The 16,096-nt window shown below is 33.6% G+C and carries 19 protein-coding genes; all 19 read right to left on the bottom strand.

Going from position 1 to position 16,096, the window contains the following annotated elements:
- Positions 1-16: 16 nt before the first annotated feature.
- The 19 genes from EB239_RS09120 to EB239_RS09025 all read right to left on the bottom strand — a co-directional run bounded on the left by EB239_RS09120 (position 17) and on the right by EB239_RS09025 (position 16,033).
- Positions 17-1,300, bottom strand: a complete 1,284-nt coding sequence (locus EB239_RS09120; protein WP_003870647.1) for an FAD-dependent oxidoreductase — start codon at positions 1,298-1,300, stop codon at positions 17-19.
- Positions 1,293-2,264: a sulfide/dihydroorotate dehydrogenase-like FAD/NAD-binding protein gene (locus EB239_RS09115; protein WP_003870646.1), complete on the bottom strand. Its 972-nt coding sequence runs from the start codon at positions 2,262-2,264 to the stop codon at positions 1,293-1,295. Before EB239_RS09115 ends, EB239_RS09120 begins: the two co-directional genes overlap by 8 nt.
- Before the next feature lie 85 nt (positions 2,265-2,349).
- Entirely contained in the window at positions 2,350-3,489 is a 1,140-nt protein-coding gene (locus EB239_RS09110; RefSeq protein ID WP_003870645.1) for a D-alanyl-D-alanine carboxypeptidase family protein, read from the bottom strand.
- A 43-nt stretch (positions 3,490-3,532) separates the two neighbouring features.
- Positions 3,533-3,979 (bottom strand): GerW family sporulation protein, encoded by a 447-nt coding sequence (ytfJ, locus tag EB239_RS09105; protein WP_003870644.1) that lies wholly within the window; start codon positions 3,977-3,979, stop codon positions 3,533-3,535.
- Positions 3,980-3,985: 6 nt separating this feature from the next.
- On the bottom strand, positions 3,986-4,594 hold the full coding sequence (locus tag EB239_RS09100; RefSeq protein ID WP_003870643.1) for a DUF2953 domain-containing protein: 609 nt from the start codon (positions 4,592-4,594) through the stop codon (positions 3,986-3,988).
- A 376-nt stretch (positions 4,595-4,970) separates the two neighbouring features.
- Entirely contained in the window at positions 4,971-5,477 is a 507-nt protein-coding gene (scpB, locus tag EB239_RS09095; RefSeq protein WP_003870641.1) for an SMC-Scp complex subunit ScpB, read from the bottom strand.
- Positions 5,467-6,198, bottom strand: a complete 732-nt coding sequence (locus EB239_RS09090) for a segregation and condensation protein A (protein ID WP_042835540.1) — start codon at positions 6,196-6,198, stop codon at positions 5,467-5,469. Before EB239_RS09090 ends, scpB begins: the two co-directional genes overlap by 11 nt.
- A gap of 2 nt (positions 6,199-6,200) precedes the next feature.
- On the bottom strand, positions 6,201-6,809 hold the full coding sequence (locus EB239_RS09085; RefSeq protein WP_003867995.1) for a site-2 protease family protein: 609 nt from the start codon (positions 6,807-6,809) through the stop codon (positions 6,201-6,203).
- Positions 6,810-6,811: 2 nt separating this feature from the next.
- Positions 6,812-7,978 carry a CCA tRNA nucleotidyltransferase gene (locus tag EB239_RS09080; protein ID WP_003870639.1) on the bottom strand — a complete coding sequence of 389 codons (1,167 nt, stop codon included), beginning with the start codon at positions 7,976-7,978 and terminating at the stop codon, positions 6,812-6,814.
- 100 nt (positions 7,979-8,078) lie between these two features.
- Positions 8,079-8,435, bottom strand: coding sequence for a stage V sporulation protein AE (gene spoVAE / locus EB239_RS09075; protein WP_003867997.1), 357 nt, complete (start codon positions 8,433-8,435; stop codon positions 8,079-8,081).
- Between the two features lie 10 nt (positions 8,436-8,445).
- Positions 8,446-9,459 carry a stage V sporulation protein AD gene (gene spoVAD, locus EB239_RS09070; protein ID WP_003870638.1) on the bottom strand — a complete coding sequence of 338 codons (1,014 nt, stop codon included), beginning with the start codon at positions 9,457-9,459 and terminating at the stop codon, positions 8,446-8,448.
- 15 nt (positions 9,460-9,474) lie between these two features.
- A complete protein-coding gene (gene spoVAC / locus EB239_RS09065) occupies positions 9,475-9,921 on the bottom strand; it encodes a stage V sporulation protein AC (protein ID WP_003867999.1) in 447 nt (148 codons plus the stop codon).
- Positions 9,922-9,973: 52 nt separating this feature from the next.
- Positions 9,974-10,333: a dodecin family protein gene (locus EB239_RS14710; RefSeq protein WP_003870637.1), complete on the bottom strand. Its 360-nt coding sequence runs from the start codon at positions 10,331-10,333 to the stop codon at positions 9,974-9,976.
- A 61-nt stretch (positions 10,334-10,394) separates the two neighbouring features.
- Positions 10,395-11,135, bottom strand: coding sequence for an RNA polymerase sporulation sigma factor SigF (gene sigF, locus EB239_RS09055; protein WP_003870636.1), 741 nt, complete (start codon positions 11,133-11,135; stop codon positions 10,395-10,397).
- Positions 11,136-11,144: 9 nt separating this feature from the next.
- Positions 11,145-11,576, bottom strand: a complete 432-nt coding sequence (spoIIAB, locus tag EB239_RS09050) for an anti-sigma F factor (RefSeq protein WP_003870635.1) — start codon at positions 11,574-11,576, stop codon at positions 11,145-11,147.
- Positions 11,577-11,589: 13 nt separating this feature from the next.
- Positions 11,590-11,925, bottom strand: a complete 336-nt coding sequence (spoIIAA, locus tag EB239_RS09045; protein ID WP_003870634.1) for an anti-sigma F factor antagonist — start codon at positions 11,923-11,925, stop codon at positions 11,590-11,592.
- Between the two features lie 152 nt (positions 11,926-12,077).
- Positions 12,078-13,490, bottom strand: coding sequence for a group II intron reverse transcriptase/maturase (ltrA, locus tag EB239_RS09040; RefSeq protein ID WP_129545087.1), 1,413 nt, complete (start codon positions 13,488-13,490; stop codon positions 12,078-12,080).
- A gap of 460 nt (positions 13,491-13,950) precedes the next feature.
- Positions 13,951-15,096: a D-alanyl-D-alanine carboxypeptidase family protein gene (locus EB239_RS09030; RefSeq protein ID WP_003871248.1), complete on the bottom strand. Its 1,146-nt coding sequence runs from the start codon at positions 15,094-15,096 to the stop codon at positions 13,951-13,953.
- 64 nt (positions 15,097-15,160) lie between these two features.
- A complete protein-coding gene (locus tag EB239_RS09025; protein ID WP_003871247.1) occupies positions 15,161-16,033 on the bottom strand; it encodes a site-specific tyrosine recombinase in 873 nt (290 codons plus the stop codon).
- Positions 16,034-16,096: the final 63 nt, after the last annotated feature.

The raw sequence follows: 16,096 nt of genomic DNA, 5'->3' as shown, positions 1-16,096 counted from the left end.
TCACCCATTTTTTCGTTTATACAAGTTTTTCGTCATAAATTTTTAATAAATTATTTCTCATGATCCTTTCTTTTATCAAGTTGGTATCAGTAGTATAAAGGCCTAATTGTTTCATCCTCTCAAAATATTCTGCCCCTGCAAAAGTATACCTCTTTTTCAAGCCTTCTTTCGTCTTTATGCTTTCATTAGCATATGCTATCAAATCACCAGAAGCTAAATTCCTTGGTAACTCCAAAAGAGGCATGCCAAGAGCTAATCTTACGCTGTTATGTCCAGCAAGACATCCTGTCACCATTGCCTCAGTATGCCCAGTAAACAAGCCAGACTTCTCCCCTGCACATAATAAATTCTCTAAACCTATAACTTTCATTGTATTATCTCGCGGTGCCATTGACAAATATCTTACAGAATTAGCTTTTCCTCCAGAATAGGGGTCATCATAACGTGCTCTTTCTAAGCCAGGAATTTTTCTAAGTTTTTCTAATGGATAAAAAGGAGTCATGAGCTTTACATAACCAGTATCTAATAGTATAACATTTTCTGCGTATTCTGGCAATGCATATTGTTGACACACCTTCAAATTCAATTTTTCCATGTTAATATCTTCTTTAGGCACAGGCAATACTACTACTCCATCTCTTTCCAGCTTTTCTCTTATCTCTTTGCTTAAAGATTCTTTATTTAATTTACATGAACCACTAAAAGCACCATAAACTTCATCTGCCCTCATTCCTAAAAGGTCTTCTACCCCTGCCCTATAACTTATGCTAATTCGAGGACCAAAAGAAGGGCACCTTAAAATACACATAGCACATCCGTTTCCATATCTTAGGCAATTGCCCATAGGTCCTGTAGAACCAGTAGTTTCTATAAAAACATCTCCATACTCTATAGTATCATCTGCTAAAACTATTCCTTTTATTCTTTTTTTGCTTTCCATCACAACATCTGTAGCTCTTGTCATCAGCTTAATAGTAACCCCTTTTTCAAGTAACATTTTTCTAATCATTGGTTCTACCATTGTCACATCATACAGATTTGCATGAGCATGGCCAGGAAAGTTGATATTTACATGTCTTGCTGCCTTATCTGTTATTTCAATAAGTTCATTTCCACCCAAATATATAAGTTCTTCTGCAGCAGTATATCTCCCGTTATTTCTCATTATACCTCCTACAAGTCCGCATCCCAAAAGCATATCAGTCTTTTCTAAAAGCACTACTTCCGCCCCTGCTTTTCGAGCCGTTAAAGCAGCTGCACAACCAGCCCAACCTCCACCTATTACAACAACTTTAACCATGTAACATCTTCCTTTCCAAAGCTTTTCTAATATCCACTTGAACCTTACAGGTTCTTACTTTTTGGTATCCTATCTGAACTTCACAACTACCACATATCCCTTCACCACAGCATATAGTATTATTGTTTGAAACCGCTAAATAGGCTTCTTGATTATATAAGTCCAAATAATTTAAAATATTTACATGCTGTTCATCAGAGCCTCCACTATATACAACCGTTATTTTTTTATCTTTAATTAACTCCTTTAAAATTCTTTCTCCTTCTTCGCTTAAAAGGTCTGTTTCAATTATCATTATATTAAACTCTTTCAAATAGTCATTTATAAAATTTACTCCTACTTTTCCTTTGTCTACGATAGCAATAACTTTGTTTTTGTTGTTTATTAGTTTTGAAATAACAATTACCCCCGGAGCTTGTGCAATTCCTCTCAAAACAACTAAAGCCTTAGAATTGTGAATTCCTTTAATATACCTATGACCTAAAAGCCCATTCCAATAAGGCCCTCTTAAATAAACCTCTTCTCCTTCCTCAGCTTTTTGAATCAATTTTGTTTTTGGACCACTTACTTGTATAGCTATCTTGATTATTCCTTCAAGCTCGTCTGCATACATTACTGACATAGGAGTATCAAAAAAAGGTGGGCTTGAAATTCCTCTTAAAAAAACAAAAGAACCTGGTTCATTCAAATCTCGTGCCATCTTATTTGGTACTTTAAGAGTCAAAATTATAACTTCTTCGTTAATTTCTTCCCTTTTTAACACTTTAGAAAAAATTGTGCTGCGGGTAGCTTTAGCCTTGTATCCTGCCCAAACAAATTCCTGAAAGATACAAACTCCTCGCCAATTACAATCGCAAAAATTTTTCCCCTGAAGTTGTGAACATACTATGCACTCATTTAATTCAGCCAAATAGCAAGGACAATAATCAGTACCAGCGTCAATGCATTCTAATCTATTTGCCAATTTATCTCACCTCCAATTTCACACTAATAAAATATTCTTCAAACTTAAAAACTATTACAAAACAAATAACCCTCTTGAGTCATATTCAAGAGGGATTCAACACCTTTAACCAATTTTTTATTATCTTTTGAAAATTGTAACCAAAATCTTCTTGTTCTACTTTCTTTAAGGCTACACAACTGACATCACAAACTTTTTCTTCTCCTATCTTTACTGTCACATAACCTATTTTTTCGCCTTTTTCAACAGGAGCTTTGACACTTTTGGGAAGATAAAATTCTAAATTCACATTCTGCTTCTCCTCTTCTAATGCTGGAATAACACATGCTTTCTCACTTACAACTGATACAGTATTTTCTTTCCCACCTTCTACTTTTACCTTCTTAATTAACTCCCCTTTTTCTAAAACTTTATAGGGTTTGTACTTTGAAAAAGCATAATCTAATATTTTCATGGAATCTTCCCACATAGGAGGACTATTTAAAACAACTGCAATAAATCTCCTTCCCTCTCTTGTAGCAGAAGATACAAGACACCTACCTGCTTTATTAGTAAATCCAGTTTTTACTCCATCTGCTCCTTCGTATATCCATAAGAGCTTATTTTTATTCCTCAAATATCTATCCCATTCTTTCCCTTCCCAAGGAATTGTCTTTTCTTTTGTTGATACAATCTCTGCAAATTTAGGATATCTAAAAGCATACCTTGTTATTAAAGCTAAATCATAAGCAGTAGTATAATGGTCATCAATGCCAATGTCTAAACCAGAAGGTGTTACAAAATGGGTGTTATATGCCCCTATTTCTTTTGCTTTTTGGTTCATAATTTCGACAAAACTTTCTACACTACCACCTATATGTTCCGCAATAGCTGTGGCGGCATCGTTCCCTGAGTTTAACATAAGTCCAAAAAGTAAGCTTTCCATATCAATTTTTTCTCCTGGCGAAAGCCAAATAGATGAACCTCCAACGCTTGCAGCCCTTTTGCTGACAGTTACAATATCATTTAAATTACCTTTTTCTAAAGCCACCAACAAAGTCATTATTTTTGTAGTGCTTGCCATTGGCAGCTTTTCATGAGAATTTTTTTCATATAACACTCTCCCTGTCTCTTGGTCCATTACAATTGCTGCTTTAGCAGAGATAGAAGGATAGCTCTCAGCATACACTTTTACAGAAGACATAAAATACAACAAAATAAAAAGATAAAGTATAAATTTTTTCATTTTATGCCTCCTTTATATACAAAAAAGTGGGATTCCCCACTTTTTAAATATCAGCATTGTTATTTATTGTTGGATTTTGTACCTTTTTTGTCGACTTACCTTTATTGAACAAGTTTTGTATTTCTTCTATCAATTTAGGCGTCAAATCTATTATTCTCTCTAGCATAGCACTTTGAGTAACTGGCAAGAGTCTGATTTGCCCTTGGCCAACCACCATAAAGGCAACGGGTTGTACAGAAACCCCTGCGCCACTGCCACCGGCAAAGGGCATGTTTTGAGATGAATCTTGTTCTGTACCTTTTTTATCATTCTTTGGCAAGTTAATTTCACCGCCTCCAGCAGCAAAGCCAAAGGTCACACGAGAGATAGGGATTATTATCGTTCCATCAGGAGTTTCTACAGCATCTCCTACTATTGTATTGACATCTATCATGTCTTTTAAGCTTTCCATGGTCGTTTTCATCAAAGCATCGATTGGGTGGTCACTCATTTATTTTCACCTCCCATTTAAACTACCCAAAAACTTTATTCCATTAATAATAATATTACCACAGGTTATTTTAAATATGCAAATTAAATTTCCTTCTAACTTATTCTGACCATAGTAAGGTGTGATATAAACCTCCGGTGCATTAGTAAAAGTAGCATTATTATATATCGGCATAAGAGCTGTATATATTATTCCCCATAAAGAGCCGTTCAAGATAGCAGTCCAAGCTGCATCTTCTAAGCCAATTTTTAAATTTAAATAAAATTTATAAACAATAGTATCTTTTAGCACATCTTTTAAAAATTCTATAATCTTAAAAAAATCTTTATATCCTATATCTAAAGTCGAAAATTTTCTCTCTTTTTTAGTTCTTTCTAATTTTTTTGTTCCTGCACTTTTAAGTATCTGGATGCCAAAAATTTTAAAATACAATTCCTCTTTTTCAGGCTCTTTCTGTAATTTAAAGGTCAAAAAATTTACAAAAAATATATTAGCTGCTATTTCCAGGGAAATATTTTTCTCCTCTTTATTCGCTTTTACTTTAATTTTAAGAGGCAAAAAATACAGTAAAATCAAAAAAATAAGGATTATAAAAAAAACAGACAAATATTTCATCATTTCACCTCATATCACGCTGTTTATAAGCCTTTTCTAAGCAAGATTTAGGTCTTTATTATAGTTTTGGTAAAAAAATTGATAGTTATTAAAAAACTGCCTATATTGTATTTTTATCCATATAAAGGAAATATAGTATCTTGATATATGATAACCTCTTTTTGAAAAAATAGCAAGTACAATTGTAGAAAACTTCTATGTAAAATTGTACTTATAATAATATAAATATAGCAGGTTAACTCTTTATAAAAGAGCACCTGCTTTTTTACCTTCATTCTCCTTTTCATTTGCAAAGGCAAAAGTGGTTGAAAGAAATGTAAAAGCAAGCCCTATTAAAAGTAGAGACGCAATATTTCGTTTCATATATAATCCTCCCTTAAGGTGTGATTTCAATTTGCGGTAACTCTTTTAAAGATTTAATTCCAAAATACTTTAAAAAATCTTCTGTAGTAGTATACAGTATTGGCCTACCAGGAGATAAAGCCCTTCCGCTTTCTTTGATCAAATTATACTCCAGCAAAGTATTTATAGCTTTATCGCTTTTTACACCCCTTATTCTTTCAATTTCTGCCCTTGTAATAGGTTGATTATAAGCTATTATAGCCAAAACCTCTAATGCTGCTTGAGAAAGTCCTTGTTTTATTTCTAATCCCAAAGCTTGTCTAACTATTTCTCCATAATTATCATTTGTACACATTTGAACTTTATCTTCAAAAAATATAATATCTAAACCGCGATTTTCTCGGTCGTAATATTCTTTTAATTTGTTTGCAACATCTACTATTTCCTCTTGAGAAAGTCCTACTACTTCGGATAAGGTTTTTAATTTTACTGGTCCCCCTGCTGCGAACAATATAGCTTCTATTTTTCCTTCATTGCTCATTTTTTTCTCCTTTCCTAAAGGATTTAATAAGTATATCCCCATAAGTAGTCTTTTGTTCCGCTATAATTCTATTTAATCTCACTAACTCTAAAACAGCGATAAAAGAAACAATAATTTCTCCTTTTGCTCGACTTTTCTTAATAAGTTCACTAAACCAAAGGAAAGGCTTTTTTACTAATTTCACTAATAACTCTTTAATCTTATTCTCTACAGTATATTCATCTTTTTTTATTTCTATTTCATTTTCTCTGGCGTTATTTTTTGAAATAACTTTAAGATACGCTTTATATATATCTTCACTAGAGTAGTTTAAAGCAATTTTTTTATCTATATATTTTACTTCAGACTCTTCTCTAAAAAAACGAGAACCAATTTTGCACATTTCTTTAAAAGTCTGGGCAATAATTTTATATTTCTTGTACTCAATCAATTTAGTTACTAATTCTTCTCTTGGGTCTACTTCTTCCATTTCTAATTGTTGTCCCTCAAACTGCTGTTTGGGAAGCAACATTTTAGATTTAATTTCTAATAAAGTAGCTGCCATTACAATAAATTCTGATGCCACATTTAAATCCATTTCCTGCAAAGTTTTAATATATTCCATATATTGATCTAAAATAACTGAAATCGGGATATCCATCAAATCAATTTCATTTTTTTCTATAAGGTGAAAAAGCAAATCAAAAGGTCCTTCAAACACTTCTAATTTTACGTTGTACATCTTCACACCCCAAAAGGCTTTAAAATAAGAGTTATAAAAGAGTCCAAAGCATTCATAAGAGGCCCCATGATTTGTCCTATAACCCCAGTGAAAACAAGAAGGAGCAAAATAACCTGTCCATACATTTCATATTGAGAAATCATATAAGCTTCTCTTGGGGGTAACAAACTCCACAGTACTTTTGAACCATCCAAAGGCGGCACCGGTATTATATTGAAAACAGCAAAAATTAAATTGTAAATGTACAATAGATATAAAAGTGGATACAGTATTGGAACATCTTTAAATGCTATCATCAATATTCGAGAAACGATAGCCAACAAGACGTTGGAAAGAGGGCCTGCTAAGGATACAAGCAATACACCTTTTTTTCTATCTCTAAAATATAAAGGATTAATAGGAACAGGTTTCGCCCACCCAAACCTTAAAAGCCAAAGCATTAAAAGACCAAGGGGGTCAATATGAGCTAACGGATTTAATGTAAGCCTACCACTTTGCCTTGGAGTAGGGTCCCCCAATTTATCTGCCACATAACCATGGCTAAATTCGTGGAAACTCATCGCAATAAGAAGTGCAGGTATTCTATATAAAAAATCTATAAAATCTATCAAATTTATTCTCCTTTCTTTAATTTTTCTATCAGTTTTTTCAAAAATGCAATTTCTTCATCTCTTGTAGCAATAATTCCATTAATTTTCGCCTCAAACACATTATCCATTAATTCCCCATATAAAGAACCGGGAGGAAGTCCTAAATTTTCTATGTCTTTTCCCTTTACAGTCAATTTCCCCTTTATAATTTTTTCGGCTTTTTCTCCTTCCATTACTTCAATAGCTTTTAAAACTTCTTCTTTTGTTTCTTCTATAGTTTCTCTTATTTTTCTGATATTTTTATTTTGGCAATTGAGTTGCTCTCTCAAAAAAACCAAGTCTTTTAAAGCCTTGAGATAAATTTTATTTATTCGCAACCTCTTTTCAATTTCATTAATATCTTTTTCTTTTAGATAGTAAAAAAGCACTAAAAATCTGTATAATTCAATTTCTAAATTTACATATACTGTATCGAGATGTTGAGTATTAAGTGTAATTCCATCAAAAATAACTTTATCAATACTGTAATAAATAAGCTTATCAATCATCTCTTTGGCTTTACTTTCTTTTAAAATTAAAAAGATTTCATTCCTTATTCTATCAGCAGACAAAAGTCTGATATTTTCTATCGATTCCTTCATCAAATTATGCGTCTTTTCTTCGATCTCAAAAGAATATCTAGTAGCATATCTTATAGCTCTAAATATTCTGGTAGGGTCATCAATAAAACTTTTAGGATGAAGGACTCTAATTAAACCCTTTTTTAAGTCCTCTAATCCATTAAAATAATCCAAAATCTTCTCTTCTATTACATCATAAGCCAAAGTGTTTATAGTAAAATCTCTTCTTGCCATGTCATCGTATATATTTGAAAATTCGATTGTTGGCAGTGCAGCAGGACGTTCATAATACTCTTTACGAGCAGATATAACATCAATAGAAATACCGTCATAACTTAAGGTAGCAGTCCTAAAAGCTTCATACACTACAATATCACCTTTTAAATAAGAAAGCAATATATAAGCAAACTCAATACCGTCTCCTTCCACTACTACATCAATATCAAGGTTTTTAACCCCTAATAAAAAGTCTCTTACAACTCCACCTACAATATAAGATTTAATTTTTGTTTTTAAAGAAATTTCTTTCAGCAGTTTAATTAAATCTATTTCATTAACCTCTATACGCAAAAAATCACCCTTTTACCAACAAAATAATTCCTTGCTTTTTATATTATACCATAGGAAAAGATAAAAAAATAAGTATAAGTTAAAATTCATTAACCTATACTTATTTCTTAGTCTTTGAATTAAAAATTAAAGAAAAAATGTATCCAAAAAATACTGCAGCAGAAATTCCTCCGGCAGTGGCTGTCAATCCTCCTGTAAAAACTCCAATCAATCCATCTTTCTCAACAGCTTTTATTACACCTTGGGCAAGGGAATTTCCAAAGCCCAAAAGGGGTATTGTAGCTCCTGCACCACCTATATCTATCAATTTTTTATAAACTCCAAGGCCTCCAAGTATTGCTCCTAATGTCACATATGTTACTAATATTCTTGCAGGAGTCAATTTAGTCTTATCAATCAAAATTTGTGCAATAGCACAAATCAAACCTCCCATTAAAAACGCTTTTATATAATCCATATTGACCTCCTTATAATGTTGTCGATATTGTAATAGCATGGGCAATCCCAGGAATAGATTCCCCTTGCTGGCTGCTGGTAGGAGATAAAAGAGCTCCCGTCGCCATAAATAAAACTTTTTTATAGACTCCATTTTGTATTTGAGATAACAGCCATCCATTCAAAACCACTGCAGAACAAGCCGCACCGCTGCCACCAGAGTGAACGTCTTGTGATTCATCAAAAATTTCTATTCCACAATCTTTATACTTACTCTCTATATCATAGCCCTCTTTATATAATAACTCTAAAAGTATGTCTCTCCCTACTCTTCCCATGTCTCCCGTCATAATAAGGTCATAGTCTTCTATTGTAAAACCTGTATCTTTAAAATGAGTGATAATTGTATCTGCTGCAGCAGGTGCCATTGCCGCTCCCATGTTATTGGCATCCTTCATCCCCAAATCTACAACTTTGCCAGTAGTAGCATGGGTAATATAAGGGCCTTCTCCTGTGGAGGCTAAAATTGTAGCTCCTGCACCTGTCACCGTCCACTGTGAAGTAAAAGGCCTTTGAATGCCTTGTTCTAAAGGATATCTAAACTGTCTTTCTGCAGTAGAAAAATGGCTGGAAGTTGCCGCTATTATATAGTCAGCATAGCCTCCATCAATAAGCATAGCCCCTAAAGTCAATCCCTCTGTCATAGTAGAACAAGCACCATACAATCCGAAATGTGGCACATTCAGTTGTCGCGCAGCAAAATTTGCACTTATAATTTGATTTAACAAATCACCACCTAATAGGTAATCAATTTCTGAAATCTTGAGATTGGCCTTTTTTAATGCTAAATTTACAGCATCTTGAAACATTTTTGACTCTGCTTTTTCCCAACTTTTTTCTCCATAAGTATCGTCTACTAAAATCATATCAAAATAATCTCTTAAAGGTCCTTCTCCTTCTTTAGGTCCTACAATAGTGCCTCCAGCTATTATAGAAGGAGGATTTTTAAACTTAACAGTTTGTGTGCCTAATTTTTTTTTTGCCATATCTAACTTCCCCTTTTACTTTAAAAAATAATATATCAAACCTATAATAATTGAAGTACTGACCCCATATACAATAACAGGTCCTGCAATTGTAAACATCTTTGCTGCCGCCCCAAAAACAAAACCTTCCCTTTTAAACTCCATTGCCGGTGACACAATAGAATTTGCAAAACCTGTTATTGGCACTATAGAACCTGCCCCTGCAAACTTCCCTATATCGTCATAGACCCCAATTCCAGTTAAAAAAGCCCCAAGAAATACCATAGTAATTGATACAAGAGTATTGGCATCTTGCATAGAATAACCTCTTGATAGGTAAAAATTTAAAAAGAACTGCCCTATGTCGCTTATCAATCCTCCTACTACAAAAGCCATTACTACGTTTTTAAGCAAAGCAGGTTTAGGCTCATATTTCTGTGCTATGTTTTTATATTCTTGCTCTTTTTTTACATCTCTTTCCATTAATTTCACCCTTCCTTATGACAAGAGCACCATAGACGGTGCTCCTTTATTTTCAACCTAATTCTTTATCTGCTCTATAAGCTATTTGTATATTAGCTTTATATTCTACTATTTTACCGTTTTTTACATTTGCTGTTTGATTGACAACTTCAATTCCTGATATATTGTCAATAGACTTAGCTGCCTCTTCTACAGCTTTGTGTATTGCATCTTCCCAGCTCACTGTTGAATCCCCTACAACATTTAATACTTTCACAACTGCCATACAATTTCCTCCTCCCTTATATACCAAATCAGCACTGTCAGGTATTTTTTTATTGGTTTTATGCATATAAAAATAGCTAACAGCAAAAATTAGCAATATTGCCACGATTATAATTAACATCTTTTTCATTTTCATTTCACCAGCCATTATTAGTATGTGAAGATAAGCAAAATTAATTCAAAAAAAGTGTAGTATTTGTGTTAAAATACTACACTTCTTCCAATTCTTTTCTTAGTTTTTGTAAAACTTTTTTCTCAATTCTAGATACTTGCACTTGGGAAATTCCTAAAACACTTGCCACCTCCATCTGCGTCATATCCTTGAAATATCTCAAAAATATTATTTGTTTTTCTCGTGGTTTAAGTTTATTTATAACCATCTGTAAAGCTAATTTATCGTCTATATCAACTTCTTTTTCCTCTTCACTCACCATTTCAATTAAAAGCCTGTCATCTTCGTCATGAGTTGCGTTGTCATATAATGACTCAGCAGTAGCAGCCGATTCAAAAGCCATAGCAATTTCTTCAGGACTTACATTTAATCTTTCAGCAATTTCATTAATAGTTGGCTCTCTATTTAATTCATTGCTTAAAATCTCTTTAACATAAAAAGCTTTTGTAGAAAGCTCCTTTAAAGAACGACTCACTTTTATTAATCCATCATCTCTTAGAAATCTCTTAATTTCTCCCATTATTATAGGTACTGCATAGGTTGACAATTTTACATTGTAAGATTCATCAAATTTTTGAATTGCCTTTACAAAACCTATACAACCTATTTGATACAAATCCTCCAATTCATACCCTCTATTAGAAAACTTTTTAACAATACTCCAAATAAGGCCACTATTTTCTAAAATTAATTTTTCCAAGCTTTCTTTATCATTTTTTTGTGCCGCTCTTATCAATTCCAAATTCTCATCACTTTTTTCAAAATTCCCTTCTTTCATAAAGTCACCTCATTTATCAGACCTTATATACTTTGTCATTCGGACAAGAGTTCCCTTTCCTGGAGTTGATTCAACTTCTAATTCATCCATAAAGGTCTGCATGACAGTAAAACCCATTCCTGCTCGCTCTTCTTCTAAGCGAGTAGTAAAAAGAGGTTGCATAGCTTTCTCAATATCGTCAATCCCTTTTCCCTCATCTATGACTTCAATTGTTATTTTGTTACCTGAAATAAAAGCTTTAATAGTAATGATGCCGATTTTATTCTCATATCCGTGAATTATGCAGTTAGTAACTGCTTCTGAAACAGCAGTTTTTATATCTGCAATTTCCTCAATTGTCGGATCTAGTTGAGCAGCAAAAGCTGCAACAACAGTCCTTGCAAAAGACTCATTTTGCGACTTACTTAAAAATTTTAACTCCATCATGTTTGTGTATTCCATGATAATCCCCCTTCTATATTTCCTTTAAGGCTTCTTCAATGTCATTATAATATTTAATTATACGCAACAATCCAGAAACTTCAATAATTTTATGTAATTGCTTATTGGCATTTACTATAGCTACCTTACCATTATTCTCTTTGATTTTTTTATATCTTCCTATTATAACGCCAATTCCTGAACTATCCATAAAATTTACATTTTTAAAATCAAAAATTAAATTTTTACACGACTTTTTTTCATACTCGTCATCAATAACACTTTTTATGCTCTCCGCCACATGATGGTCTAACTCACCTTCAATTTTTACTATCAAGGTATCCTCTTTTTTTGCAAATTTTACTCTCATTTTATCAACCTCCCCCTATTATATTCGATGTAAATTTTAAAATTCCTCCTTTTTTGTGATATTTTTCTAAAAAATCGAGTAGGAGCTGAATAATTATTTTATTCAGCGTCCTCTCACACCACCGTACGTACCGTTCGGTATACGGCGGTTCATTAGGAATTGTGTACAATTAGATATCTTTGGGATAAACTCTTATAACCTATGCTTTCAAAGTATTTATTTGTAAGAGTCTTATTTAGGATTGGGCTATTGGATATTCTCCAGTAGCCTTTCCTTGTATTGGCGTATTCCCAGGCTTTTTGTTCTTCTACTCCTAGTTTTACTAAGTTATCATGCTTCGTTTTTATCTTCTTCCATTGTTTCCATATACATGCCCTTAGTCTTCGCCTTATCCATTCGTCAAGGGTTTTCATTATGCTTTTCGCGTCTGCTAATCCAAAATAGTTGACCCATCCTGTTGTTATTTGATTTAGTCTTTTTATTCTGTTTTCCATGCTTATTCCCTTGTTCCGATTGGTTATTTCTCTTACTTTTTCCTTAAACCTTTTGATGGATTTTTCATGGATTCTTATTCTTACTTCGTTTTCTTTTGTATAGAATGAAAATCCAAGAAATTTTCTTCTCCATGGTCTATCTACAGCACTTTTTGCTTCGTTGACTTTTAGTTTTAATTTGCTTTCTATGAACTTCTTTATGCTCTTCATTACTCTGTTTCCTGCAGACCTGCTTTTTACATATATGTTGCAGTCATCTGCATATCGGCAGAATTTATGCCCTCGTTTCTCAAGTTCTTTGTCTAGTTCGTCCAACATTATGTTTGCTAATAGGGGACTTAATGGCCCTCCTTGGGGTGTCCCTTCTTCTGTTGATACTTTGATTCCGTTTATCATTACTCCTGATTCTAGGTATCTTCGTATTAACTTTAGTACCCTTTTATCTCCTATCCGCTTTTCTAGTTTGGACATTATTATGTCGTGGTTTACTCTGTCAAAGAACTTTTCTAAGTCCATATCTACAACCCACGTGTATCCTTCATTTATGTATGCTTCTGCGGCTTTTATTGCGTCTTTTGCACTGCGTCCTGGTCTGAATCCATAACTGCTATCTGAAAATGTATGGTTGTAGACTTTATTTAGTATTTGGGCTATTGCTTGTTGTATTAGTCTGTCTAGTACTGTAGGTATTCCTAGTAGTCTTACTCCTCCATCTGGTTTGGGAATTTCTACTCTTCGCACTGGTTGTGGTTTGTATTTCCCCTCCAGCAGTTGTTGTTTTATGGTTGCCCAGTTTTCTTTGAGATACGGTAGAAGTTCATCTACTTCCATCCCATCGACTCCATGGCTTCCTTTATTTGCAACAACGCGCTTGTATGCTGCTTCCATGTTCCTTCGTTCTACTATCATTTCAAGCATCTTGCTGGTATATCTTTGTACTTCGTTTCTTCCATCTTCCGACGCCGATGATATACTATGCACTTCCGTTGTCTTTTGAAATTCCATTTCTCTATTCAACGGATAGCCTCTTTGTTGAGTTGTCTGCAGTCTCTGCATATCTTTCGAGTCCATAAGATTTCCAAAACCTCCTAACGTTCGGTCCTTCCTTATCTATTCATGTCTAGATAAGTACTATGACCTCTGCTGACTTCTCAAGGTTCAGCCATACATCACTGCATGGGTTGTCACTTCAGATTTTACTTCCATGACTTATCCTTGAGACCTCCCCGGGTAAGAACGATAACTTTCATCTCATATATCTGCCAGATTTACTGTATGGGATTCGGGTAGTGTTGGACTTCGTTTTGTTACGCAAACTCATCCACCCCAATTCAGCCTCTTATCTGGTTCTTGTTCATCAGACCGAGATTTTGCCTTAAGCTTCCTTCAGATTCCACCTCACGATGGACACCCTTGCTCTTGGCTAGTGGTTCCCACTACCAAGCCCACAGCGGACTTTCACCGCCTAGCTATCGCCCATGCCGGGCGCACATATAAAAAGCACTAAACAACTGTTTAGTGCTTAAGTAAACTACTGATATCTTAGCCATCCAATAAAAACTTTATTGAGATTTTCAAAAAAGTTCGCTTTTTCTACTACTTCCTGAGGATATATGTTAAATGTCTTTATAATCTTGCCATCCTGTGTTATTTTTACAGTGCCTATTGGGACCTCTTTGGCCAGAGGAGCTAATACAGCATTCTTTAGCTCCACCTCTGTTTTTATATTTTTACCTTCTCCTTTTTTAATCAGTATATACTCATCATCGCGGCACACAACACTAACAGCCTGCTTTTTTCCTTTAAAAACTTTGACATTGCCAAAACTTTGCCCCTTTGAAGCTACTTTTACACTTTCATAATTAGCAAATCCGTAATCTAATAACTTAGCCGCTTCACTAAACCTCGTCTCAGAATCAGGTGCTCCAAATACCACCGCTATTAGCCTTGTATCTCCCCTTTTAGCTGTTGCTGCCATACAATAAAGTGCTTCCGAAGTAGATCCTGTTTTAATACCATCTGCTCCTTTATAGCGCCATAATAATTTATTAGTATTTATGAGACTAAATTTCCCATTTCTTAAAGAATCTAATTTATTGGTTAGATATTTAAATATGCTCTCGTGCTTTACTAATTCCCTTGAAATCATTGCAATATCATATACGCTTGTCAAGTGCCCTTCCTCAGGTAGTCCAGTTGCATTTTTAAAAGTAGTATTTTTTGCTCCCAATTCCTTAGCCCTTTTATTCATCATTTCAACAAAATTTTCCTCTGTACCCGCAATATACTCAGCTAAAGCAACAGAAGCATCATTTGCCGAATTCATCGCTATAGCCTTCATTAAATCATCTACTGTCATTTCCTCTCCTACTTCTAAATATATTTGTGTACCTCCCATATCAAAGGCATGTTTACTTGTGACAACTTTATCTGTTATTTTAATTTTACCAGAATCTATTGCTTCAATCGCCAGTAAAAGAGTCATTACTTTGGTAACACTGGCAGGCGGCAAGGGCTTATGGCTATCTTTTTCATAAAGAATTTGTCCAGTATTAGCCTCTATCAAAATAGCAGATTTTGACTTTAAATTTAAAGTATCAGCATATACTGTGCCATTTAAGACAAAAGAAATAGCTAGTATCACACTCACTAATAATGTTAAAAGCCTTTTAAACATAAAATCACCCTCCTCATCACTATTTATTTTGCGCTGGAGGGTGAATATTATACTTTTTATATTTTTAAGCACGAGGGTGAAATTTATTATAAACTTCTTTTATTTTTGATTTTGAAATTAAAGAAAGTAAATTTGTATTTAAATCTGTTTGATAACCTAACATTTCTTGAACAGCTCGAATATCTGCACCATTTTGAAGCATATGCTGCGCAAAAGATTGTCTTAGCGTATTTGGAGTAACAGGAAAGCCAGGATTAATTTTATCAGTGTATTCTCTTATTATTTTCCAACATCCTTGTCTTGTAAGTTTTTGCCCTCGCAAATTTAAAAAAAGAGTATTTTCTCCATTTTTTGCTTTTCTTCCTTTTTCAATGTAATTTTTTAAGGCCTCAATTGCATGAGAGCCTATTGGAATAACTCTTTCTTTATTAGAGCGAATAACTACATAGCCATAAGAGAGATTCACATCTTCTAATTTTAAAGAAATAACTTCGGAGACTTTAAGTCCTGTAGCATAAAGTAATTCAATAAGAGCTTTATCTCTAAGTCCTTTTTCATCATCACCAAAATCTAGTGAAAGTAACATATCTACCTGTTCAACTGTTAAAGTAGTAGGCGGCTTTTTTTCTACTTTCGGGGTATTAATCATGTACGTTGGGTCTTCTTCTATTTTCTTTTTCATAAATAAATAATGATAAAAGGCTTTAAGAGAAGAAAGATTTCGAGAAACAGTTGCTTGTGATTTGCCTTTTTTCTTCAAATAGTAAAGATAATTTAATATTGTCGATTTTTTGACATTATAACAGTTTATTCCGATTTCTTCGAGATAATTTAAAAACTGGTTTATGTCTCTGTTATAAGATTCAAGAGTGTTTTTTGACAGTTTTTTGTTCTTTGTTAAAAAATCCAAAAACTCCCCAACCACATTATTTAACATATTCTTTACCCCTACAATTCTTGAATTTTTATAATAAATCCATTAATTATAAATATTCAACAT

Origin of the sequence: Thermoanaerobacter ethanolicus JW 200 (assembly GCF_003722315.1) — a bacterium.
In the GTDB taxonomy this organism is placed as follows: Bacteria; Bacillota; Thermoanaerobacteria; order Thermoanaerobacterales; family Thermoanaerobacteraceae; genus Thermoanaerobacter; species Thermoanaerobacter ethanolicus.
This window is presented reverse-complemented; position numbering and strand designations above follow the sequence as displayed.